The 22,853-nt window shown below is 61.0% G+C and carries 22 protein-coding genes and 4 pseudogenes; 8 read left to right on the top strand and 18 right to left on the bottom strand.

The window, feature by feature from the left end; all coding sequences use genetic code 11:
- Window positions 1-23: 23 nt before the first annotated feature.
- From A3AS_RS44965 to A3AS_RS0111325, 4 genes and pseudogenes are all read left to right on the top strand, one after another.
- A pseudogene (locus tag A3AS_RS44965) lies at window positions 24-233 on the top strand (recombinase family protein); the annotation flags it as partial.
- Between the two features lie 408 nt (window positions 234-641).
- Window positions 642-1,262, top strand: a pseudogene (locus A3AS_RS43395) (FMN-binding negative transcriptional regulator); the annotation flags it as partial.
- A gap of 489 nt (window positions 1,263-1,751) precedes the next feature.
- Window positions 1,752-1,973 (top strand): HAD family hydrolase, encoded by a 222-nt coding sequence (locus A3AS_RS44960; RefSeq protein ID WP_245283188.1) that lies wholly within the window; start codon window positions 1,752-1,754, stop codon window positions 1,971-1,973.
- A 298-nt stretch (window positions 1,974-2,271) separates the two neighbouring features.
- A complete protein-coding gene (locus A3AS_RS0111325; protein WP_018317703.1) occupies window positions 2,272-3,180 on the top strand; it encodes a TauD/TfdA family dioxygenase in 909 nt (302 codons plus the stop codon).
- A 188-nt stretch (window positions 3,181-3,368) separates the two neighbouring features.
- Here the strand turns inward: A3AS_RS0111325 and A3AS_RS44955 are convergent, their stop codons facing one another.
- The 15 genes from A3AS_RS44955 to A3AS_RS0111250 form a co-directional block, all read right to left on the bottom strand.
- On the bottom strand, window positions 3,369-3,611 hold the full coding sequence (locus A3AS_RS44955; RefSeq protein WP_018317702.1) for a DUF2274 domain-containing protein: 243 nt from the start codon (window positions 3,609-3,611) through the stop codon (window positions 3,369-3,371).
- Window positions 3,612-3,615: 4 nt separating this feature from the next.
- Window positions 3,616-4,827, bottom strand: a complete 1,212-nt coding sequence (locus A3AS_RS0111315; RefSeq protein ID WP_018317701.1) for a TrbI/VirB10 family protein — start codon at window positions 4,825-4,827, stop codon at window positions 3,616-3,618.
- Complete coding sequence (gene trbG / locus A3AS_RS0111310; protein WP_018317700.1) at window positions 4,824-5,858, bottom strand: P-type conjugative transfer protein TrbG; 1,035 nt, start codon at window positions 5,856-5,858, stop codon at window positions 4,824-4,826. Before trbG ends, A3AS_RS0111315 begins: the two co-directional genes overlap by 4 nt.
- Window positions 5,855-6,538 carry a conjugal transfer protein TrbF gene (gene trbF, locus A3AS_RS0111305; protein WP_018317699.1) on the bottom strand — a complete coding sequence of 228 codons (684 nt, stop codon included), beginning with the start codon at window positions 6,536-6,538 and terminating at the stop codon, window positions 5,855-5,857. The genes trbG and trbF overlap by 4 nt, the downstream gene beginning before the upstream one ends.
- 95 nt (window positions 6,539-6,633) lie before the next feature.
- The gene (trbL, locus tag A3AS_RS0111300; protein WP_018317698.1) at window positions 6,634-7,863 is read right to left on the bottom strand and encodes a P-type conjugative transfer protein TrbL; all 1,230 of its coding nucleotides are present in this window, start codon (window positions 7,861-7,863) and stop codon (window positions 6,634-6,636) included.
- The gene (gene trbK-alt / locus A3AS_RS0111295) at window positions 7,860-8,231 is read right to left on the bottom strand and encodes a putative entry exclusion protein TrbK-alt (protein ID WP_018317697.1); all 372 of its coding nucleotides are present in this window, start codon (window positions 8,229-8,231) and stop codon (window positions 7,860-7,862) included. The genes trbL and trbK-alt overlap by 4 nt, the downstream gene beginning before the upstream one ends.
- On the bottom strand, window positions 8,231-8,959 hold the full coding sequence (gene trbJ / locus A3AS_RS0111290) for a P-type conjugative transfer protein TrbJ (RefSeq protein ID WP_018317696.1): 729 nt from the start codon (window positions 8,957-8,959) through the stop codon (window positions 8,231-8,233). The genes trbK-alt and trbJ overlap by 1 nt, the downstream gene beginning before the upstream one ends.
- Window positions 8,956-11,397: a conjugal transfer protein TrbE gene (gene trbE, locus A3AS_RS0111285; RefSeq protein WP_018317695.1), complete on the bottom strand. Its 2,442-nt coding sequence runs from the start codon at window positions 11,395-11,397 to the stop codon at window positions 8,956-8,958. The genes trbJ and trbE overlap by 4 nt, the downstream gene beginning before the upstream one ends.
- Before the next feature lie 10 nt (window positions 11,398-11,407).
- A complete protein-coding gene (locus tag A3AS_RS0111280; RefSeq protein WP_018317694.1) occupies window positions 11,408-11,671 on the bottom strand; it encodes a VirB3 family type IV secretion system protein in 264 nt (87 codons plus the stop codon).
- Entirely contained in the window at window positions 11,671-11,997 is a 327-nt protein-coding gene (locus A3AS_RS0111275; RefSeq protein WP_026201896.1) for a TrbC/VirB2 family protein, read from the bottom strand. Before A3AS_RS0111275 ends, A3AS_RS0111280 begins: the two co-directional genes overlap by 1 nt.
- Before the next feature lies 1 nt (window position 11,998).
- Window positions 11,999-12,913 (bottom strand): P-type conjugative transfer ATPase TrbB, encoded by a 915-nt coding sequence (gene trbB, locus A3AS_RS0111270; RefSeq protein WP_026201895.1) that lies wholly within the window; start codon window positions 12,911-12,913, stop codon window positions 11,999-12,001.
- A 231-nt stretch (window positions 12,914-13,144) separates the two neighbouring features.
- On the bottom strand, window positions 13,145-14,473 hold the full coding sequence (locus tag A3AS_RS0111265) for an MFS transporter (RefSeq protein ID WP_018317691.1): 1,329 nt from the start codon (window positions 14,471-14,473) through the stop codon (window positions 13,145-13,147).
- 130 nt (window positions 14,474-14,603) lie between these two features.
- Complete coding sequence (locus A3AS_RS0111260) at window positions 14,604-15,029, bottom strand: CopG family transcriptional regulator (RefSeq protein WP_018317690.1); 426 nt, start codon at window positions 15,027-15,029, stop codon at window positions 14,604-14,606.
- 6 nt (window positions 15,030-15,035) lie between these two features.
- Entirely contained in the window at window positions 15,036-17,024 is a 1,989-nt protein-coding gene (locus A3AS_RS0111255) for a conjugal transfer protein TraG (RefSeq protein WP_018317689.1), read from the bottom strand.
- A 36-nt stretch (window positions 17,025-17,060) separates the two neighbouring features.
- The gene (locus tag A3AS_RS0111250) at window positions 17,061-18,824 is read right to left on the bottom strand and encodes a DUF3363 domain-containing protein (RefSeq protein WP_018317688.1); all 1,764 of its coding nucleotides are present in this window, start codon (window positions 18,822-18,824) and stop codon (window positions 17,061-17,063) included.
- A gap of 261 nt (window positions 18,825-19,085) precedes the next feature.
- Here A3AS_RS0111250 and A3AS_RS48975 point away from each other — a divergent pair, with 261 nt between their 5' ends.
- The 4 genes and pseudogenes from A3AS_RS48975 to A3AS_RS0111235 form a co-directional block, all read left to right on the top strand.
- Window positions 19,086-19,394 (top strand): hypothetical protein, encoded by a 309-nt coding sequence (locus tag A3AS_RS48975; protein ID WP_245283187.1) that lies wholly within the window; start codon window positions 19,086-19,088, stop codon window positions 19,392-19,394.
- A 262-nt stretch (window positions 19,395-19,656) separates the two neighbouring features.
- A pseudogene (locus tag A3AS_RS49980) lies at window positions 19,657-19,701 on the top strand (hypothetical protein); the annotation flags it as partial.
- Between the two features lie 76 nt (window positions 19,702-19,777).
- Window positions 19,778-19,957, top strand: a complete 180-nt coding sequence (locus tag A3AS_RS48970; protein ID WP_245283186.1) for a hypothetical protein — start codon at window positions 19,778-19,780, stop codon at window positions 19,955-19,957.
- A gap of 8 nt (window positions 19,958-19,965) precedes the next feature.
- Window positions 19,966-20,385 (top strand): annotated as a pseudogene (locus tag A3AS_RS0111235) (transposase); the annotation flags it as partial.
- 497 nt (window positions 20,386-20,882) lie between these two features.
- Here the strand turns inward: A3AS_RS0111235 and A3AS_RS0111225 are convergent.
- Genes A3AS_RS0111225 through A3AS_RS0111215 form a run of 3 tightly spaced genes read right to left on the bottom strand, consistent with a single transcriptional unit; the run spans window position 20,883 to window position 22,752 of the window.
- Window positions 20,883-21,779, bottom strand: coding sequence for a lytic transglycosylase domain-containing protein (locus tag A3AS_RS0111225; protein WP_245283185.1), 897 nt, complete (start codon window positions 21,777-21,779; stop codon window positions 20,883-20,885).
- Entirely contained in the window at window positions 21,779-22,291 is a 513-nt protein-coding gene (locus A3AS_RS0111220) for a S26 family signal peptidase (RefSeq protein WP_018317682.1), read from the bottom strand. Before A3AS_RS0111220 ends, A3AS_RS0111225 begins: the two co-directional genes overlap by 1 nt.
- Window positions 22,288-22,752 carry a DUF2840 domain-containing protein gene (locus tag A3AS_RS0111215; protein WP_018317681.1) on the bottom strand — a complete coding sequence of 155 codons (465 nt, stop codon included), beginning with the start codon at window positions 22,750-22,752 and terminating at the stop codon, window positions 22,288-22,290. The genes A3AS_RS0111220 and A3AS_RS0111215 overlap by 4 nt, the downstream gene beginning before the upstream one ends.
- Window positions 22,753-22,853 lie beyond the last annotated feature (101 nt).

Here is a 22,853-nt window from a genome sequence, read left to right as displayed (position 1 = left end):
CTATTTCCGATGGGTATCCGCCTATGTTGGTTGGCTACATGCGCGTGTCGCCGGACTCCGACCGCCAGAACACGGACTTGCAGCGCGATGCGCTGCTCGCCGCCGGCGTTGATCCGCGTCACCTGTTCGAGGATCACGCCTCGGGCGCGAAGGATGACCGCACCGGCTTGGCGCGGGCGCTCGAATTCGTCCGGCCCGGCGACATGCTGGTCGTGTGGAAACTCGACCGTGTTTTAATGATGGGTTCGTTGCGATCACCTCCGACTTGTACCCATCGGCGCAGTTCATCGAGACGATGAAGACGTCTTTTGAGGTCGGCGTCGATCTTGCCGAGATCAAGGACTAGTTCGCCAAACGCGACTCGGTGCGCGTCGAAGGAGAGCTGCCGGATCGCCTCATACAGGCGACGCCGGGGTGAGATCTCTAAAGGCTCAGCCCGCAGGAGAATAGCTACGGAAACACCAACCCAACAGCAGCTCGACGGATTGAAGCGGCTGAGTGAAATCGCCCGCGTCCCAGACAAATCCGAAATCGTCACGTCAAAAGAGGAAGCGGAGAACCTCTACGGGAGCGACTGAAACTGGCAGTTTTCTAACATATTGACTTGGGTTTATCTCGACGACCGCCAACGGAGAGCCTTCATGTACATACCACCCCACTTTCGAGATGACGACCTCGAGAACATTCGAGCGACAATCCGCTGCGCCCGATTGGCCAACCTGATCACAGCGACATCAGATGGGCCACTTGCGACGCCTCTTCCGCTCTTCCTCGATGAGAGCGAAGGCGAACACGGCACGCTGTACGGGCACCTGGCGAAGGGCAATCCGCAATGGCGCACGGCCCCGATCGGAGAAGCTCTGGCGATCTTTACTGGCGCGGAGGCTTATGTGAGGCCATCCTGGTATCCTAGCAAGCGACAAGCTGAACATGTGGTGCCGACATGGAATTACATCGCGGTCCACGCCCATGGGCCGATTGAGTTCCTCGAGGATCCCAATCGCCTGCTTGAGATCGTGACGCGTCTGACGAATATCCATGAGACGTCACGTGCGACGCCCTGGGCCGTCAGCGATGCTCCCGCGGATTTCATCGCCGCCCAGTTGCGCGAAGTCGTCGGCGTGCGCATCCCGATCACCATGGTCGAAGGCAAGCGCAAGATGAGCCAAAACCGCCCCGCGCCTGATCGCATTGGTGTCGCCACCGGCCTAGCGGCGAGCAAACTGGCACGGGACCAGGAAGTTGCAGCTCTTATCATGATTCAGGACCGAGACGATAATGTGCATGACTGCCGCCAACAGCGCCGCTCGACAGAGAGCGATCTTACATCTGCAGCTCTCACAGGCTCCAGCGGCATTAGTAGAGATTAACTCGGGCCATCAATTACCTCGCGAAATCCACTAACGGAACAGTCTGCTCGGGCTTACTACACTGTGTAGACACTTGTCCGTATTCCGACAGAGGCACAAATCTCGTGTCAGGTCCAGTACAGCGCGCATAGTAAGCGGACTTTCGAAAGCCCATTCGGCGTTGTGGCTTGCCCAGCGCCGCCTGGCATGGCCATTGTTTAAAACAAATCGATCCAGAAACAGAGCCACAAAAGCAGCAATGCTCACGCTCTCCAAACCCCATCTCACGCTTGAAGAACGGTCAGCCGATTCAGCTCACTTACGCGCGTTGCACCCCTGACAATTCTGTTCGGACATATCCACTATGACCACCCCAAACATCTAGACCAGCAATTTAGGAGCATGAGCAAGCAAGAGCGGCTGCGCTTGTATATGCAGGGCAATGATTTATCCCCAGAAAGAACCGTCATCGTGGGCGATATGCCAGTTGAGACGGAAATTGCCCGCAATCTCGGACTTATCAACGTATCAATCGTGGGAGGATTTGTTTCCGAAGCGCGCTTGCGCGCGGCAGGGTCCGACTACATAATTCATGACCATCATGAATTATTACCAATTCTATAGAAGCATTGCTTTTTTTCAACGCAGTTGAGTGATTAGGAAGCAAAACTGAAGATCTGCCGTTGGCGCGCTCCTGCTATCCGCTTCGTCTTGACGATACGACATTCGAAGGGTGAGCTCGGCGATCGAGTTCTTTCGTCACTCGGCCCAACCATCGGCTCAGTTCGATGACTCGCGCCAAATAGCACGATTCGTTCAGTGCCCCTTTCGGGCACATGCTCGTCTTTCGCTTGGCACGATGCTTGCTGAAGATCATTCGCTCCAAGGGCGAGGAAGAACTGCAAGGACTTGGAAAAGCAACATGAGCACAATGGCTTTGATCGGTGGCGTCATTCCGAGCACCGATGTTGTGAAACGTGCAGCGCGCATCGGTGCCGAAGTCAAAAATATCAGGCTATCAGGCGATCTACCGGATCACGCGATCGCTGCGATCAACAGCTTATTGCTCGAGCACAAGGTGATCTTCTTCCGCAATCAAGGACATCTCAATGACGCCGAGCAGGAGCGCTTTGCCGCTCGTCTCGGAAAGCTAGTGCCCCATCCGATGCTCGGTGCTACCAAGGGGATGGCGTCGCTCCTCGAACTGGACTCCACTCGTGGCGGCGGTCGCGCCGACGTTTGGCATGCGGATGGGACCTTCGCCGACGCCTATCCCAAGATTTTGGTCCTGCGGGCCGTTGTAATGCCAACGTTCGGAGGCGACACCGTGTGGTCGAACACAGCTACCGCTTATCTTGGTTTGCCGCCGCCGCTACAACGGCTTGCCGAGGGCCTATGGGCCGTTCACAGCAACGTTTTCGATTACGCCGGGATTGCGCGTGTCCGCGAGGTCGACAAGAAACACTTTGACGAGGTGTTCACCAGAACGGTTTTTGAGACCGAGCATCCCGTCGTACGCGTCCATCCCGAAACAGGCGAGCGGACGCTAGTGCTCGGCGCCTTGGTGAAGCACTTTGTTGCGGTCCCCAAATACGACGGACAAAAGCTGTTCGATCTGTTCCAGTCTCACATCACCGCGCCCGAAAACACTGTGCGCTGGAACTGGTTAGAGGGCGATATTGCGATATGGGATAACCGCGCAACGCAGCATTACGCGGTCAACGATTACGGGGACCAGCATCGCGTCGTACGTCGGGCCACGATCGAGGGTGACGTGCCTGTCAGCGTCGATGGCCGGAGCAGTGTAACGCGCCTGAAGGTGACCGAATAACTGCACGTCGACGCCCAGCGCTCTCGCGTCTGAAAACGAGAAAACCTGGCAATCGGAGTTGTTTCGGGCAGACGCGGGAACACACTTTCCGACACGATATCTCAGCGCTTAGCGCCAACTCGGCAGCCCCTAGGTTGATGCACGCAACTATTTAGCGTCGACCAACAGCTTCGAGGAAACCTTGAGCATCACTGTCCTTCGCCAGCGGCCGGTACGTGGCCTTCACGTTTCAGTTTAGAAAATCCTCGATCCGTGGCCATAAAGCGCGCCAACATGAGGGCGATGAGTTTAGTCGGATCGACCACCTGACCACCCTGACGCGTAAGCGCTTCTGCATATGCAATGAGATCACGATGCACGGCCGCAGGCAGCTCCGTACTCACTTTGACGGGCTTGTCGTCTGGAAGCTCTCCTATTTTAAGTTTTGGCATATTGTCACCCTCTATACGGCGTAAGTATGAGGTCATGATTGACAAGAACACGAACCGGGAAGCCAGGTCGCACGGTCAGAGTAGGCTGGATGCTGAGACTGCGGCGAACGACCTGCTGCCCGGTCTGGTTTAGTGAGTCCGAGGCGCCGTGTCGCAATGCCTGGATGATTGCGCTGTCGTTGCTGTTGGTGTCCGAGCCGGCACCCAGTTCGGTCCCGATCGCCAGAAACGTCGATAGTGCCGCAGCCTTGAACAACTCGCCCCAGTGATTGTCGACCTGATCTTCGAGACCTGCATACCCGGCAGTGTCAGCGCCAGGCTGCCGCTCGAGAACGATAGAACGTCCATTCGGCATAATCAGCCGTGTCCAGACGAGCAGGACGCGAGACTGGCCGAAAGTGACCTGGCTATCGTAGATGCCGATCAGACGCGCCCCCTGAGGGACAAGCAGAAAGCGGCCGGTCGGGGTGTCATATACGCTCTCGGTCACTTGGGCGGTAATTTGGCCTGGCAGGTCTGACCTGATGCCCGTGATCAAGGCTCCCGGAATGACCGTCCCAGCCTGCACGATATATGGTGAAGCCGGCCTGGTGACACGGTCAGGGCTGACCGTGCGACGGTCTACCGAGGCGCTCACGAAGGCAAGCTTGCGGTCCTGACCATTCTGCCCAGATCCGTCGTCGCCAGCGCTCGTTGCGCTCGCCGGCAGGACACGCTCGCTTCCAACAGCCGTACCGGTGGGCGGACGCATTTCTCGTCCACTGGTCGAAGCGAAGAGATGGCTGATACGGGCTGCCTCCGTCTCTTGATCCCGGCGCTGCTGGTCCGGATCAGTGCCGATCGCCGGGGATTGGCCCTGAGCGGCAAGTATCGGTCGACCGAGGTCCCCGGGGAGCGGCGGACCAAGCTGCGGGATTGGCTGGCGCGGAACGCCAGCATAGTCCTTCGGCAGCGCGGTAATGCCGTCGGCAACATTGTGGTGGTCGGTACTGTAAAGCTCATCGGCCGCTTTACTACGGGAGCGATTGCTCTGTAGCGACCACAACACCGCTCCGCCGATGACAAGCAGGGCAACCGCGCCGCCGCCGGCCAAGACCTTCCGCGACAACCGCGTCACGCGCGGATGCTCTGCTCTCAAGCGGAAGCTTTCGGACTGTTCCCCTTGTGTCTCCGGCGGAACTGCTTGCTCGTGATCATTTACATTCCGAGTGTTCATGACGACGGCCTCCCGTCGGTCCTGACAATACGGACCTTCTGCTGGTGCTCGCCGCCAAGCCGCAGTTCGGCGGCAGCAAAAAGCCGATCGACGATCAATAAGTTACCGTAAGCGCGATAGTTGACGAGTTCGGTCTTGCCGTCTGCACCAATGACGAATAGCGGAGGCATCTCGCCCTGCACGATGCCTTGCGGGAATTCGACATAGACCTTGCGGCCATCGTCATATGCGGCGAGTGGCCGCCAGGGAGGACTGTCCCCTTCGATAGCATAGCGGGAGATGCGCTGCGCCGGCTCCGGAAGAACGGGCTTCAGAGCGACCGAACGCGACCGTTCCCGTGCAGTTTCTGGATAGTACCAGGCAACAGACGGCATGTATGGCCGTTCGCGGGAGCGGAGCTCGATCAGGTAGGTGCGCCGATCGGTATTGACGACGAGATTGGTCTCGATCGATGCGCGCGTCGGCTTGACCAGGATATGGACGCGGCGCATGTCGCCATTCCCACTTTCGGTATCGCCCACGACCCATCGTACGGTATCTCCGGCCGCGATCGGCCCCGATCCCGTCAACTGCTCTCCTTCCTCGAGTGCGATATCCGTGATCTGCCCGGGTGCGGCATAAACCTGATAGAGCGCACCGGGGCTGTAAGCGTAGATCTGCGCCGCATTGAAATACCCGCGTTTGCGCGGCTCGACCCGCGCTGCGCTGTTTGCCATCTCAACCCGGCTCACGGGTTCGGGCTCTTCCTTTCCGGCCGACTTGCCGCCGAGAGTTGGCTTCCAGAGCGGTGGAACGTGAAGCGGCCGCGACCTGTCGTCCAGGGCCGCTGGCGCCGCCGGCAGCGCCGGGACCTCCGCGTCATAGCTGATCTCCGGCGGTATATAAGTCGCGCACCCGCCGAGCGCCGATGAACAAAGCAAGAGTACGGACAGGAGCGCTCGCTTTGAGCCCACGAACTCGGACAGAGGCGAATTGAGCTTACTGCGCGGGAGGGAACGCTTCGAATGAATGTCAGACGGCGTCTCGGTCACTGACTTAACTCCTTTGACCAGTTGATGGCGCGGACATAGACGCCAAGGGGATTCTTGCGCAGGCGTTCGGCATCGCGGGGTGTCTCGATCACGATCGAGAGAATCGCAGTCCAGCGCTCAGACGAGCTCAGCGTGCCGTTGTCGTAGACGCGCTGGGTCCACGCGACGCGAAAGCTCTCCGACGACGCGCGAATGACGCTCGAGACGTCCACTGAGATTTGGGCCTTGCCCAGCTTGGCAAAGGGGTCATTATTGCGCGCATAGTCGTTGAGCGCAGCGGCGCCGCGATCGGTCGTAAAATCATAGGCCCGGAGCCAATTCTGGCGCAGAACGATGCCGTCGGCCGGCAGACCTCTGACATCCTCGATAAAGCGCGCCAAATGGTAGGCGATCTGCGCATCAGTGGGCTGATAGTCGATGTTGGCCGGCGCAACCCTTTGAGCCTGGCCGAGATGGTCGACTTCGACCACCCAGGGCGTGATCGGTCCTTGATTTGACTGCCAGACAAGCCCAACAGCGAGACCGGCTGACAGCATCAAGCAGCCGAACGCCATCAGGCGCCAGTTCTTGGCTTGCAGGCGCGCTGATCCAATGCGTTCGTCCCAGACTTGCGCTGCTTTCTGATACGGTGTGACCGGTTCGGGCATGCGCCCATAGTGAACTGATGGTCGTTTGAACATCGATGATTGCCCCTAAGATCAAGTGATCGGTTTCTAGTCGTGCGGTATCTGCGTTTGAGACCCCCGCCGCGGTGGCGAAGGCGCAGTGTTTCGTGTCAGCGCTCTCCTTCAGACAAATCGACGGAAGAGCCGCTGCCACCGTGATCGCCTGAGCGGACCGCCTGGCCGGCTGCCGATGCACCGTGCCGAATGGTCTCGGCACGCTTCATTCGCCGCGCCCAATCGGGCTGCCCTTCGGCAGAAGGGTTTGCGGCCTGCGCGCCGGCTTGCCCACCTCCGCCGAGCGCAGCCGCTGCACGACGCAACGGGCTCATAGCAGCGGAAGCGCCGGCGTCCGCGACGCCGGCAAGGCCGCCGCTTCGGTAGGCGGCTGATGCTCCGCTCATGACAGCGCCGCCACCGCGCGAGGCGCCTGCCATCGCGCCGCCAGCGAGACCAGTACCACCGGCGGCAAGACCCGCCCCCGCCGCAACAATGCCGCCGGCAGCAAGGCCTGTCCCAATTGCGGCGCCGGCGCCGAGTTGGGGTCCACCGGACACCAGGCCGTTTGCGATACCCGGACCGAAGATACCGAGACCCAGCAAGGAGAGCGCCGCGAGCACCAGCGTCATCGCGTCTTCGATGGTCGGCTGAGCGCGGCCGAAGCCTGCGGTGAACTGCGAAAACAGGGTCGAGCCGATCCCAACGATGACGGCCAGGACCAGGACCTTGATCCCTGAAGAGATGACGTTACCCAAGACCCGCTCCGCCGCGAAGGCGGTCTTGCCGAACAGTCCGAAGGGAATGAGCACGAAGCCGGCGAGCGTCGTGAGCTTGAACTCGATCAGGGTGACGAAGAGTTGGATCGCCAGAATGAAGAAGGCAAGCAACACCACGACCCAGGCGAACAGGAGAACGACGATCTGGACGAAATTCTCGAAGAAGCTGATGTAGCCCATCAGGTCGGAGATCGAATCGAGCAGCGGTCGGCCGGCGTCGAGTCCGACTTGAGCGATCTTTCCGGGTCTCAGAAAATCTCCAGCGGACAGGCTTGCACCCGATGCTTTCAGCCCAAGACCGGCGAAGCTCTCGAAGACGATGCGCGCCAGGCTGTTCCAGTTGCCAATAAGGTAGGCAAAAACGCCTACAAAGAGCGTCTTCTTGACGAGGCGCGCGATGATGTCTTCGTCCGGCCCCCAACTCCAGAACAACGCAGCAAGCGTGATGTCGATCGCGGCAAGGGTCGCTGCGAGATACCCGACGTCGCTACCGAGCAATCCGAAACCGTTGTCGATATAACGCGTGAACGTTTCCAGAAACTGGTCGATGACCCCCGTACCCGTCATGGCTTGCTCGCCTCGGGCGTCGCCGGTTGCGGATATCCTTGCGGGATCCGGCTCTGATCCTTTGGAGCGAGCGCCACGCCGGCGGCGGAATCGTCGTGGCCAGGAACTGCGCCACCGTCTTTCTTGCCAAAGAAGCGACGGCGGTTTTCGGCCCAAACTTGCTTGCAATGCTGATAGCCCGCTGCTTCCTCCGCAGTGACGCTGCGGCAGCGCGCGAGGTCAGAGCTGGTTGCTCCTGTCGTCTGCTCCGCCTTCGGCGGCGGAGGAGGATCGTCTCCGCCACGAAGCTGAATCGTGCAGGCAGCGACGGCCACTAGGCCGATTGTCGTAAGCAGCGACAGCGCCTTGAATGCCTTTACGTCGGTCATCAGTGGAACATCTGCACGTTGGAGGATTGATAGCCCTGTCCTGGCGTCAGGAATCGCCTGAGTTGCTCTCGTCCCTGATCCTGGGCCGAGGCGCGCTGAGCCGCTTCGAGGCTCTGCGCCCTGCCCTGCGCCGTCACGACAGCGGTAAGGTCGGCAAGCTGCTGCGCGTTCAGCGCAAGAATCTGATTGCCAGCCTGCGTTGCCTGCAGAGCGCCGCTGGCGCCTTGGCTGGACGTTACGAGCGCGGACGTCTGGATACGATTGCTGTCGAGGTTGCCAACGATGCCGGCCTGGACGCGAAGCGCATCTTGTGTTGCCGCGTAAGTATTTTGCCACCGCGATTGAGCGTTGGTGACCAGCAATTGGCTGGATTGGTTGCCAGCGGCCGGCGCGTAGCTCGTCGAGAACGCGCGATCGATCTGCTGGACGTCGTAGGCAATGCGCTGGGCCTGCGCCAGCAATTGCTGGGTCCGCTGAATCGAGGATTGCAGTTGCTGCAGCGATGAGTATGGCAGGTTTGCCAGGTTCTTCGCCTGATTGATCAGCATCTGCGCCTCGTTCTGCAACGAGGTGATCTGATTATTGATCTGCTGGAGCTCCCGCTCGGCCGTCAGGACGCTCTGCACGTAATTGTTGGGATCGAAGACGATCAACGCCCGTGCGGGCACCGCGACGCCAAGCACCAGCGCGATAGTGCCAGCGGCCGCCAACAGACCAAGACGCTTCATAGCGATTTCTCCAGATTGACGAGATTGGGGATCAGGTCTATCGCCCAGGCGACGCCACGGTCCTGGAGCCATGCCGGCACGAAGCCGTCAGGTCCATGTTCGGCGAGGATCTGCGCGATGGCAGCCTGGTCGGATTTGGAAGAGGCTGCGGTGAAGGCCAGTGCAACCTCGCCAAGGCCTAGTTCGAACATCCGGTTGCCACGACGGGACTGGCAGTAATAGTCGCGCTTTGGCGTTGCCCGGCTCAGTAGCTCGATCTGGCGATCGTTGAGTCCGAAGCGACGGTAGATGGCCGTCATCTGCGGTTCGATCGCCCGTTCGTTCGGCAGCAACAGGCGCGTCGGGCAGCTTTCGATGATAGCCGGCGCGATCGCAGAGTCATCAATGTCCGAAAGCGACTGAGTGGCGAAGATGACGGACGCGTTCTTCTTCCGAAGCGTCTTAAGCCATTCCCGGAGCTGCCCCGCAAAATCCTCATCATCGAGGGCAAGCCAACCCTCATCGACAATCAGGAGCGTCGGCCGACCATCGAGACGGTCTCCAATACGATGGAAGAGATACGCCAGTACGGCCGGCGCAGCACTCGTTCCGATCAAGCCTTCCGTCTCAAACGCCTGGACCGACGCCTCACCAAGGCGCTCGAATTCAGCATCGAGCAGGCGCCCGGATGGACCGCCCAGGCAATAAGGTTGCAAGGCGCGTTTCAGAGAATTCGATTGGAGTAGGACTGACAGGCCCGTCAGGGTGCGCTCCTCCCTCGGCGCCGAGGCGAGAGATGCCAGCGCCGACCACAGATGATCCTTGACCTCAGGAGTGATCTCGACCTTTTCTCGTGCGAGGATCGCGCCGATCCATTCCGTCGCCCATCCGCGCTCGCAAGGATCATCAATCCAGGCCAGCGGCTGCAGGGCGACGAGTTGTTCACCTCCGTCAGACAATGCACCGCCGAGATCATGCCAATCACCACCCATGGCGAGCGCGGCCGCCCGGATCGAACCACCGAAGTCGAACGCAAAGACCTGAGAGTTCGAGTAACGGCGGAATTGGAGTGCCATCAGCGCGAGCAGCACCGACTTGCCAGCCCCCGTCGGTCCGACCACAAGCGTATGGCCGACGTCGCCGACGTGGAGCGAGACTCGGAACGGTGTTGATCCCTCGGTCTTGCCGAACAGAAGCGGCGGACCCTTGAAGTGCAGGTCCCTCGCCTCGCCCGCCCACACGGCCGACATCGGAATCATGTGAGCGAGGTTAAGAGTCGAAACCGGAGGCTGCCGCACATTGGCGTAGACATGCCCAGGCAGGGTGCCGAGCCAGGCTTCAACCGCGTTCACCGTCTCGATCATGCAGGTGAAATCGCGACCCTGAATGACCTTCTCGACCAGACGGAGCTTTTCATCGGCAGTATTGGGATCGCGGTCCCAGACTGTAATGGTCGCTGTGACAAAGGCTTGTCCGATCTGATCCGACCCCAGTTCCTGCAACGCCGAGTCGGCATCTATCGCCTTGTTGTGAGCGTCGGTATCGAGCAGCGTCGATGCCTCGTTGGTCATGACCTCCTTGAGAATGGCGCCGATGGATTTTCTCTTCGCGAACCACTGCCGGCGGATTTTGGTCAGTAGCTTGGTGGCATCGGTCTTGTCGAGCATGATCGCTCGGGTTGACCAGCGATACGAGAATGCCAGACGATTCAGGTCGTCCAGGATTCCCGGCGTCGTCGCGCCCGGAAAGCCGACAATCGTCAGGACCCGGAGATTGGCCGAGCCCAACATCGGCTCTAACCCGCCGGTCAACGGCTGGTCGGCTAACAGCGCATCGATGTACATGGGAATTTCGGGCACTCGAACGCGGTGGCGCTTGATCGAGATCGTCGAGTGCAGGTAAGTCAGCGTATCCTGATCAGCGAGCCAGGCGCATTCGGGCATGAACCCTTCGACGAGTTGAAGCACGCGGTTGGTTTGATCGACAAACGCGCCCAATACCTCCCGGGCATCTGCTCCAACTGTGCGGTCGCGACCTTCATATAGCAATCGCTCTGCCCTAGCGGCTCCCTCCTCCGGCGGCAGATAGAGGAAGGTCAAGAAGTAGCTAGACTCATAGTGGGCGCCCGCCTCTTCGAATTGAGCTCTGCGCTCGGCGTCGACCAGTGCAGACGCGACATCTGGAAAGGTGTTCGGCGGATAAGCACCCGCAAAATGGCGTTGCGCTTCAACGAAGACCGCCCAACCGGATCCCAGACGGCGCAGGGCGTTGTTCAGGCGACCGGCGACGGCGACGAGTTCGGCCGGCACTGCGCTATCGAGGTCAGGCCCTCGGAACTTCGCCGTCCGTTGGAACGAGCCATCCTTGTTCAGGACAATTCCTTCGTCGACGAGCGCTGCCCAAGGCAGGAAGTCGGCGAGGCGCGAGCTGGAATGGCGATATTCGGCAAGGTTCATCATGACAGAGGACTCAGGTGTTGAGATGTGCGGGAATGCGCAGATGCCGGCGCACCACATCGACAAAGGCGGGATCGCGTTTGGTGGCCCAGACGGCGGCCATGTGGCCGATGAACCAGAGGACGAGACCCGCGATCCAGAGCCGCAATCCAAGTCCAAGGGCCGCGGCCAGTGTGCCGTTCACGATCGCGACGGACCGCGGCGCGCCACCCATCAGAATCGGTTCAGTGAGTGCGCGGTGAACGGGCACCACAAAGCCTGCCACCTGATCATCCATCAGATCACCACGCCGCCGCCGAAGGAGAAGAACGACAGGAAGAAGCTTGAGGCGGCAAACGCGATCGACAGGCCGAACACAATCTGGATCAGCCTTCGGAAACCACCCGACGAATCTCCGAACGCGAGCGTGAGCCCAGTTACGACGATGATGATGACGGCGATGATCTTGGCGACCGGCCCCTCGACCGATTGCAGTATCTGATTGAGTGGCTGCTCCCATGGCATGTTCGAGCCAGCAGCCCATGCCGGCGCCGTCATCGACAGAACTGAACCGGAGGCGGCCAGCGACGCGGTTTGCCAAAGAACACGAAGTTTCAGACGCATGTCAGTCTCCTGCTGATGAAAGGCTGTAGTCGCCGGCCCCGCCGAGCCCCGTGACGAGGGCGAGATCAGCGAGGCGACGGTCAGCGCCGCGCCCCGCAAGGACGGCGACGAGGTTGATGGTCTCGGCGATCAGGGCACGCGGAACCGTGATGACGGCTTCCTGGATGAGTTGCTCGAGCCTCCGCAGTGCGCCGAGCGCGGTGCCCGCATGAATGGTGCCGATGCCGCCAGGATGACCGGTGCCCCAGGCCTTGAGCAGGTCGAGCGCTTCGGCACCGCGAACCTCGCCAACCGGAATGCGATCCGGACGCAGTCGCAGGGAGGAGCGAACGAGGTCCGATAGTGTGGCCACGCCGTCTTTGGTCCGCAAGGCTACGAGATTGGGCGCCTTACATTGGAGTTCGCGCGTATCTTCGATCAGCACGACCCGATCGGAGCTCTTCGCGACCTCGGCCAGGAGCGCGTTGGTCAAGGTTGTCTTGCCGGTCGATGTCCCGCCGGCGACGAGGATGTTCTTCCGTGCGGCGACCGCGTCCTTCAGGGTCCTGGCCTGCTCCGAGGTCATGATCCCCCTGGCGACGTAGTCGTCGAGCGTAAACACGGCCACGGCCGGTTTGCGGATAGCAAAGGCCGGTGCCGCAACGACCGGAGGCAACAGTCCTTCGAAGCGCTCGCCGGTCCCAGGCAATTCGGCCGAGACCCGCGGCGAGCCGGCATGCACCTCGGCACCGACGTGATGCGCGACCAGGCGAACGATGCGCTCACCATCCGCAGCCGACAAAGTTTCGCCTGTGTCGATCAGGCCATTCGACAGCCGGTCGATCCACAGGCGCCCATCTGGGTTGAGCATCACCTCGATGATCGCTTCATCTTCGAGGTAGCCGGCAATCGCCGAGCCAAGCGCGCTGCGCAGCATTCGCGCACCGCGCGAACTCGCTTCCGATTGAATGGAATGGATTGCCACCGTTCGTCCCCACCGAATGAGGACGTCGAAAGAGCGCCCTCAGATGGGGACAATTAGAAAAGGCACCAATGGACTCGGCGCAACAAGCGCTTTCGGTGATCGTAGACTGGCGTAGAAAAAGAAGGACTGAGAATTGATGTTTGAGGCCTACTCAATCGTGTCAGTTCGCGAGAAGTGGCCTGCTCACCAATCCGCATCGTCGTCCGCGGGCAGGAGGATGTCCGAATCCTCATACAACCCAACTGACTCGACAGCATAGGAAGTATCAGCCGGTTTGAAGACGAGGATTGAACTCATCCATGAAACGAAGTATCGACGCCAAGGCAGCGCGATCCAGACCAACGCCGCGATCTGCAGTGCTACATTGAGACCGAACGCCACTTGATAGGCTTGGATGGACCTATGGCTATCATTTGCAGGCCATTGCTCCAAGATCAGGCCTGTCGCGTATTGTGCCAGAAATGCCCAACCAAAGTGCAAGACGTTCAAAGCGCCGTTGGCACGACCAGCAAGCTCCGGCGGAAAGTAATCCGCTATCACCGCGAAGCTGACCACGGTTGCCGTTCCGACGATTGCGACAACGGACCAGGGCAAGATGGACGGGAGAGGCGCTCGCAGGATCAAGGCTGACTCGGCTGCGATGAACAGCACTGCAACCATCGCTAATATCACCTCCGCGCCGATTCCTCTGCGTTTGATGTGATGGACGGCCATACCGAACAACCAGGCACCGCCGCTCAGTACGACAGACATCATAAAAAGCTGTCTGACGAGACTTGCGCGATCAAACCCTTCTACTTCTATCAACCACGGCGACGCCCACAAGCCTTGCAGAGACCAAGATGATCCAATGCAAGTCGCCGATAACGGGGCCATTCGCCAGAACCGTCGATCGCTGAAAACTGAGCTCAGGCTGGTGGACGCTGTTGACAGGGCGATGCCTCGCTCAGGCACGACGACATAGATGAGAATGGCCGTCGCAGCGGTAGCGGCCGCCAGGACCTCAAAGAGCTGCCGCCAGCCCATCCAGGCGAGCAGGTGCTCGACGGGAGCCGTGGCGGTCACCGCTCCTAGCGATCCCAGCATGATCATGTAGCCGTTCAGCAAGGCAACTCGTTCCCTGGGGAACCAAAGGACGATGGACTTCAGCCCTGCTGTGAGCGCCGCCGCCACGCCGAGCCCGATCATTGCACGGGCGATCAAAAGTGACAGGAAGTCGGTCGATACCGCGAACAGACCAGCGCCCACTGCTGCGAGCAAGAGCAAGACACTTTGGACGCGCCGCGGGCCAAAGCGGTCCAGCAGTACTCCGATGGGGATCTGAGCCGCCGCGAAAACCAGGAAATAGACCGAGGTAAGCAATCCGAGGTCGGCAGTCCCAAGCCCGGTATCCGAGCTGAGATGACTGGCGATCAAAGCGTTGATCGTCCGAAACAGGTACGAAAGATAGTATCCGGCAGCAAACGGGAGAAAAACGCGCGCGATTCGACGCCATGCTGTTGAGATTTGCATGCTGGCCCCTTTGCTCTCAGTCGCTCGAGCCGATAGCGCGTCCAGCTTTTGTCAGTTCGGCTAAATCGCTGCGGTCGTAGGCTGGCGTAGAAAAAGAAGGGCCGGCGGAAGGGCCTCCTACATGGTTCAATCAGGTCTCATCGGCCAGTTCCTGACGGCGGATATCTTCTGGAATCTCGCGCAGAAAGCTTTGCCCCTTTTGCAAACGGCGCCCGAGTGCCTCGACAAATCCTTCAAAGCGCTCCCGGCCCTTTGCCTGCGCGGCCGCCTGCGCGTCGTTGGCTAGTGGCGGCGTGATCGTCAGCCAGAACCGAATGAAGAGCGCCAAGGTCTCGGCCGTCAAACCAACGTCGCGCTCCAGCCTCTGCATCTGACGCGACAGCCGATCGAGGCGCCTGGCAAACGCTGCCTCCCGCCTGTCCGCTCCGTCAGGTGACAGAAACGAAGCGACCGCCGCTTCCACGATCGCAGACCGGGAAAGCTTCTTGCGATCGGCGAGCTCCGAGATCTGCTTCAGAAGCTCTGGCGGAAAATAGACATTCATCCGGTCGCGCATATTGCCTCAGAGCTCCATCCCGTCATTCGGGTCCATGGCGACTTGACGGACGACACCGCTCATCTGTTGGCGTATGAGCCGGGACTGGCGGACCGCATCCTCGTCATCGTCAAGAACGGCGGCAAATTCCTCTGCCGGCGTCGGTTCGGTCGTCTCCTTAGCGATCGCGACGTGATCGGGTAGTTCGGGCTCACGACGGAGCCCACTGTTCGCCGTATCTTCCACGGCCGCCGCGGCCTTGTCAGTTGGACCTCCCGTCGGCCTCAGTGTTCCGAGCGCTGACCATCCGTCCCTTCGCGATGATCGGCCGGCGCTCGCCGGATTGGGCGGCGGCAGAACCCGCTCGGTGAACCGCCGATCCTCGTAGTAGCGGACTTTCTTCGCCCGGATCGGCGGCGTGCCAGCCACCATGACGATCTCATCCATCGGCGGAAGCTGCATGACTTCCCCCGGGGTCAAGAGCGGCCTTGCCGTCTCCTGCCGCGAAACCATCAGATGCCCCAGCCAGGGGTTCAACCTGTGACCGGCATAGTTCTTCATCGCCCGCATCTCCGTCGCCGTGCCCAGCGCGTCGGATACCCGCTTGGCGGTCCGCTCGTCGTTGGTCGCGAAGCTGACGCGGACGTGGCAGTTATCGAGGATTGCGTTGTTGGGCCCGTAGGCCTTCTCGATTTGATTGAGCGACTGCGCGATCAAAAAACTCTTGATGCCGTATCCCGCCATGAAGGCGAGCGCGGACTCGAAGAAATCAAGCCGCCCCAGTGCAGGGAACTCGTCGAGCATCATCAGAACGCGATGCCGGCGGTCGCGGGCGTGCAAGTCCTCGGTCAGGCGCCGGCCGATCTGGTTCAGCACCAGGCGGATCAGCGGCTTGGTCCGTGAGATATCCGAGGGAGGCACTACCAGGTACAGCGTCGTGGGGCGACCATCTGCGATCAGGTCAGCGATCCTCCAGTCGCAGCGGCAGGTCACCTGGGCCACCACGGGATCGCGGTAGAGCCCGAGAAACGACATCGCAGTAGACAGAACGCCGGAACGTTCATTCTCCGACTTGTTGAGGAGTTCGCGCGCGGTCGAGGCGACCACGGGGTGGGCGCCATGCTCGCCGAGGTGCGGCGTGGTCATCATCGCCTTCAGCGTCGCCTCGATCGGCCGCTTCGGATCGGACAGGAAGGCTGCGACGCCGGCCAGGGTCTTGTCCGCCTCGGCATAGAGGACGTGGAGGATGGCGCCGACTAGGAGGGAATGACTGGTCTTTTCCCAGTGGTTCCGCTTGTCGAGCGAGCCTTCGGGGTCGACCAGGACGTCGGCCACATTCTGAACGTCGCGGATCTCCCATTCCCCGCGCCGGACTTCGAGGAGCGGATTGTAGGCTGAGGACTTCGGGTTGGTGGGGTCGAACAATAGGACGCGGCCATGCCGCGAGCGAAACCCAGCGGTCAGTTGCCAGTTCTCGCCTTTGATGTCGTGAACGATGGCCGAGCCGGGCCAAGCCAGCAATGAGGGGACGACAAGACCGACGCCTTTGCCGGACCGGGTGGGCGCGAAACACAAGACGTGCTCCGGCCCGTCGTGGCGGAGGTAGTCGCGGTCGAGTTTGCCGAGCACCACGCCATCCGGACCGAGAAGTCCGGCCGCTCGAACCTCCTCGGTATCAGCCCAGCGCGCCGAACCATAGGTCTCGACATTCTTGGCTTCACGTGCGCGCCACACCGACATGCCGATCGCCACTGCGATCGAAATGAATGTCCCCGACGCCGCGATGAAGGCACCTTCGAAAAAGACCTGAGGCGCATAGGCGTCGTAGACGAACCACCACCAGAAGAAGACGGGCGGGTAATAGATCTTGAAACCCAATACTTCAAACCAGGGCCGCCCAAGCTCCGGTTGCCAGGCGAGCCGCCAAGCCGTCCACTCGGTTGCTCCCCAGATGGCGATCAGAACGATCAGACCGACAACGATCACCTGTCCCCAGAGGATTTTGGTTCCGGACATCCCGAACGCCCTTCCGCAACAGAATTGGAGAGATTGCTAGAGGCCGAGGTCGCGCTTGCGACCAAAGTCCCATTCAATGCCACCGCCATCCTTCACGACGCCGGTGACGTGTTGGCCGAGCCTCTTTTCGAGTTCGCGCGACCAGGGCACGAGCTGGAAGCCGAGCCCATTATCGATCATGGCGAAGCGTCCCGAGGTGAGTGTCAATCGCTGGCGATACGTGCCCGCCAAATGCTCCCCGGAGTCAGGCTTCACGTAAGGCAGGTCGGTGTCGGCCGAGAACCTTGCGGCCACCTCGTCCAGTTCACGTCGGCGCAATGTGTTCAGGAGGTCGCGCTGCAAGGTGATGCGTTGGCCCTGCCTCCGCGCCAGGCCTTCCTGGATCAGATGCTCGGCACGGGCTTCCATGGCGTCGCGGGTCTCGCGGCCGAATCCGCTCATGGCGAGCGGCATGGGGTCGCGTTCGACCAGCCGATGGTCGAGCCAGGTCGCCCCTCTCGCAGTGGTCTGCTCACGGAGATCGAGATCGGAACGGGTGGCGAGCACCACGGTGGGATGAGGATCGCCGGCTTGACCGAAGCGTCGCACTTCGACGATGCCGCCGAGCGGTGGCGCCTGTTCAAAAGCCTCGACCCCTCGGAAGCGCACGTGATGCGCGCGTCCATCTGTTCCGTCGATCAGGGCGTAGGCCTCACCAGTCAGTTCGTCATGCAATCCACGGTCGACCAGTCGTCCGATAATCTGGGACGTCGGTTGTCCACCTTGGATGACGAAGTCGGCAACGCCGCGCGTGTCCCCACGCTCGGTAAAGGCGCGGTGCATGGTCTTGATGATGTCACCGCGCATGCCGAGATCGCGCAAGCTACGCTCGGCCTCGAGCCCGACCATCCATTCCCCAGCTGCGGCGGATGCGGCAAGGCCCATCTTTTCCAGGTGTTGAAGGCGACCGACCATCAGGCGCCGGATCTCGGGATCAGACTTGCCGGGATTCTCTGGACGAAGATCGATATAGCCGGTCTCATCTGCCGCCAGCCGGATCTCCCGATCGAGCCGCGTCCATCGTTCTGCCGTAACTTCCCTCACCAGCGAATTGCGAATCTCGTGCTCCGGTTTTGGACCCAGTTCGATGGCGACCAGTTCCTCGGCGCGTGAGCGCAGGCCCTGGCTGATGTAGTCGCGGGAGATCACGAGATCCGTCCCCTCCTCGTCTACTCCCCGAAGGAGAAGATGGACATGAGGGTTGTCGGTGTTCCAATGATCGACAGCCACCCAATCGAGCCGCGTACCGAGATCGATCTCCATCTGCCGGGCGAGATCGCGGGTGAAGGCCTTGAGGTCAGTTATCTCGCCGGCGTCCTCGGGTGAGACGATGAACCTGAAATGATGCCGGTCGTCCTTGCACCTTTCTGCGAAAGCCGCACTGTCGGCGCGGTCGCTGCTGGCATCGAACATCTCGGCACGCTCACCACTCCGGGTCACCCCGTCGCGCTTCAGATATGAGAGGTGAGCGGTTAGTGGTGCTGAACGAAAGGCACGTCCTTTGTGCCGAACCACACGCGCCTTCACCACAACGCGCCGCGCCGGGCTGAACAATCTGGCGCGGCTAAAGGCGAGCCGCCCACGCCCGAACGTCGAGCGCCCATAGGCCGCCGAACGCCTGCCAGTCGGAGTCTGCCCCGACGTGTGTCCCGCTTCATTCGCCGCCCGCAGCACCTGGTTGATGAAGCTCTTGGGCTTCGGCGCGCGAGTACTGCGGATGCGCCCAGGCCGAATACGCAGGTCGCTGTCGCCTGCCGTCATGGCAGAGCCCCCCAGAGATCAAAAGCGCTCACGGTGCCGAAAACGCCTTTGATTGTGTTCGTCAAAATGCGCGGCGCGGCACGCGCCCCGACCGACCGGCACGCCCGAACCCAAGCCATGTCAATGGCTTGCGGTTCGACCGGCGAGCCCCTTTTATCTCGCCGTCGTGCTGTCGTGCCGTAAGCGTCCGAATCCTGCACGACTTTCCGAGAGCGCGCTGTCGTTCCATATCAGGTTCCTTGCTGCATTGGAGGATCTCCGGTGGGTACGGAATATTTCAAGAACGAAGCGCGTCGTTCTCTTTGGTCGGTACACGTTGAAGCATGGCGGCGAAGCGGTCTCAGCAAGCGCAAATATTGTCGTCAGCATCGTCTAAATGGCGGCACATTCGATCGTTGGCTGCGGCATCTGATCGATGCTGAACCGCTGAAAATACGTGCGGAATTGCGTCGCGAGGAACGTCGGGAGCGGCTCCGCAAGAAGCCGAGTCCGGTGTCCAAGGACCAGCGCTGCAGAGCCGTCCAAGCGTTCCGAGCGATGCATGTGAAGCGATGGGATGGTGCGGTCTGAGCATGCAGGCTTATGCCCGGGCTCACGGCATATCGCAGCACAGCCTGAGGCGGTGGCGCGATTTGATCGATTCGAATGAGGTGGAAATCGACTGGCGGGCGCATCTTCATCCGAGTGCCCGCCCACCAATAAGCACTAGTGCTAGCAGCGCTGCTAAGCAGTCCATCACCGGAACGCACTTGACCGATGCGCCAATCGCGGATCCGCCGAGCGATGGACGCGCCAACCGCCGTCGCTTCAGTGACGAGGAAAGCTCACGATCGTGCGCGAGTCCCAGCTCCCTGGCGCCACCGCCGCCGAGATTTGCCGGCGCCACGGCATCGTCAGCAGCATGTTGTTCCGCTGGCGGGTCCAGTTCGGGTTCAACAAGAGTGCGGACGAAGTTGGCGGCTGTGAAGGTCGCCGGAGCGCAATCCGAAACGCTCGTCCTGAACGATCTGTTGCAGCCGCCCGATGGCATGACGGTTATCGAATTGGACGATGGGCGTCGTGTCTTCGCACCGATCGGCAGCGATCCGGATGCAGTCCGTCGCCGCGTTATTGAGCGGGAGAGCGCCCGATGATGGCCACGCGGCGCGCGCTCGCCAAGCCGATCGTTGACAGCCTTCGCCTTTGGCTCGAGGTGCAGCTCCCGCAGCTGCCCGGCCGCGGCAGTCTCGCCGAAGCGATCCGGTATGCGCTGTCGCGCTGGGATGGATTGACCCGCTTCCTCCATGACGGCCGCATCGAGCTCGACACGAACCCTGTCGAGCGGGCGATCCGACCTGTGGCGCTCGGCCGCAAGAACCATCTCTTTGGCGGTAGCGACAGCGGCGGAGAACGATGGGCAATCCTCTGTTTGCTGATCGAGACGTGCAAGTTCAACGACGTTGAGCCTTACGCATACCTGCGCGACGTGCTGCAGCGTATGGGCGACGGACATCCCATCCACCGCCTCGGCGAACTTCTGACGTGGAACTGGAGCTCCGCGGGACCCGCCGCCAACGTCTGAGCAAGGCCAGACTCGCGCTAAACGACGAGACCGCGGGTAATTGCAATTGTCGTCCTTTGTAACGATATTACATGACGTTCCAAAATTGCGATGTGATGGGGTTATAGAGGTGACGCAGTCTTCCCGAGACGGGGCGGATGCCAAGCTGCTGTCCGAGGCGATTGCGGCGCTTCGTGAGTTGGTCTTACGCGCACAAGACGCCACAGACGAGTCGTTTGACGACGGCCATTCGGTTGATACTTGGAAGAGCAAGGAAGTCCGTGCTGCGACTGAGCGTGCCGAAGCAGTGATCGCGAAGGCGGAAGCTGCCATAGCCAAGTCCAGCACGGAGTAGGGGTTATCTGAGTCGGTGCATTGCCGCCGGAGGCCGTTAGGCACGTCAAGGCCCGACGTCATGTGCAGCCCCCGGACGCATACTGCCATGCCTCCCCACTGCGCGCGCCTTTCCGCCCAGTCTTCTCCAGGCCGCGCTAATGCATGCGAGCTTGCGCATTCGGTCATCGCGAGCCTCCCGCGTCAGATCTCAGGACGAACAATCCTGTTGTCTGTGGCGCAATGGCCGAAATGTCGTGGACCGAGGCGGCCGTTGGAGCTCGGTTCGTTGGGCGCCCAAGCTGCAGCCGGGCGGCGGTCCTTGAACTTTCAGACCGCGCAACGAAGAGCGCTCCCCCCGATGGCCGCAGACTTGCAACTGCACCGGAACCTACAATGGCGCCACCGATGATCGGCACTAGCTTCTGCAGATAGATCTGGGTTTCAGCGGGCAATGGACGGCCGGCGAGATGCTGTTCGTAGCGAGTAGGTCCTGCGTTGTAGGCCGCGAGGAAGCCCAGTGAACCGTACCGGTCGTGCAGCTCGCGAAGGTACGCTGTCCCAGCAAGAATATTGTCATGGGGATCGTAGGCATCGTCGCCAAGGTCATACCGCAGACGTAGCTCTGCCCATGTCTTTGGCATTATCTGCATCAGCCCCATGGCACCTTTCGGTGACCTGGCACGCACGTCTTGGGCGCTTTCGACGTCCAGGACTGCGCGTATCCAGCGCACCGGCACGCCGAAGCGACGCGAGGCCCGCTCGACAAACTCCGCAAACGGATCGGCAGCTCGATGACTCGCTGAAGGCTCCGCGGGTCGCGTCTCGGCGACAGCGGCGGCGTTACTCACGGTCAGCGCAATGAACAACAATACGACAGCGCGCAGGCTCCCCCCGAACAAACGCATGCGTGCCGCCGTGCTCGCGCCCATCCAGGGTAAAGCCGCTTCGCGCTGGCCGTTCGGCCGCCCTGGACCGCTGCTGCGCGCAACGGCCGCGCAAGCGTTGGTTGGGACGGAGGAATGGTGCAGCACTCGGCCGAACGGAGGAATGGCTGCTCGGAAACTCAATACGGGCACCATCAATCCTCCCAGGTCCACACCGGCCGCGCTCGGCCAATGACAGCCGATGCCGGCAGGAGCCCGAAATAGCGGCCATCCAGCGAGCTGGTGGACTGCCAGTTCATGACAAAGAGTTCGCCGTCTCCGACGACGCGGCAGCCCTGCCAGTTCGGGAGGGGGCGGCCACGGCCGTCGCGATCTCGGGCTTCGCCCATTTCGATGGCGTCAACCGAAATGGTGAGCCCACTTCGGCAAACGGTCTGCCCGTGAAGCGCCAGCACGCGTTTGAGCATCGGCAATCCGGCTGGCAGATAGCCGTTCAGGTCGAGGAAGATCGCGAGCGGCTCCGGTGGCTGCACCGCGAGGAGTTCCGTAACGAATAGTTTGTCCGCCGGCTGCACACGATAGAGCCCGATCGGTACGCTCTCGGATGCATTCCAGATGTAGGCCGGCGTAATCTCCAGAACGATTGGTGCGAAAAGTGCGACGGCACCGCACAGCATAGTGGTCAACGTGTTGAGCCGCGGTGTCATCGCATCACCCTCTGCCGGTGAAGCCATGCCTGGTGGCGGGCTTTCGTGTAGGAGCGCGGGTTTTCGTTGACGGACAGGCGGTTGTGAACGTGATGCCAATGATCAGGCGCGACATCAGCCGGATCGATGCCCAGCGCCTCGATGGAGTCGGTCATCTGCAGCACCCGTTCTACTTTTGGCCAACCTGAGAGTCGCAACAAAATCGCTCCGCCGGGCTTCACATACGGCACGGTCGAGCAGCGCTGTCCCGCCGCGACCGCGCGCAATATGTCGATCCGCGAAATGATCGTGCCAAAGTCATTGGAGGTCCAACGGACGAACGCAAAGATGCTGCCGGGTGCAAATGACAGGACACGCCGGTGACGATCAATCTTCCGTTCTTCGACAACGCGACCGAACCGAATGCGATTTTCGATGCGCTTCTCGAGCCACAACACTTCCACTTCGGTGAGATCGCTCATGCCGCCGCTCCGTGAAGCTGGAACCGGAAGCCGTGAGCTTTGGGGTTGGTGGAGATCGTGTGCGACTTCTGAAAGCGAACAGGACTGACGGCCCGCCATTG

Origin of the sequence: Bradyrhizobium sp. WSM2793, from assembly GCF_000379585.1 — a bacterium.
Taxonomy (GTDB): domain Bacteria; phylum Pseudomonadota; class Alphaproteobacteria; order Rhizobiales; family Xanthobacteraceae; genus Bradyrhizobium.
The sequence above is the reverse complement of the archived record's forward strand: the minus strand, read 5'-3'. Positions and strand labels throughout refer to the sequence as shown.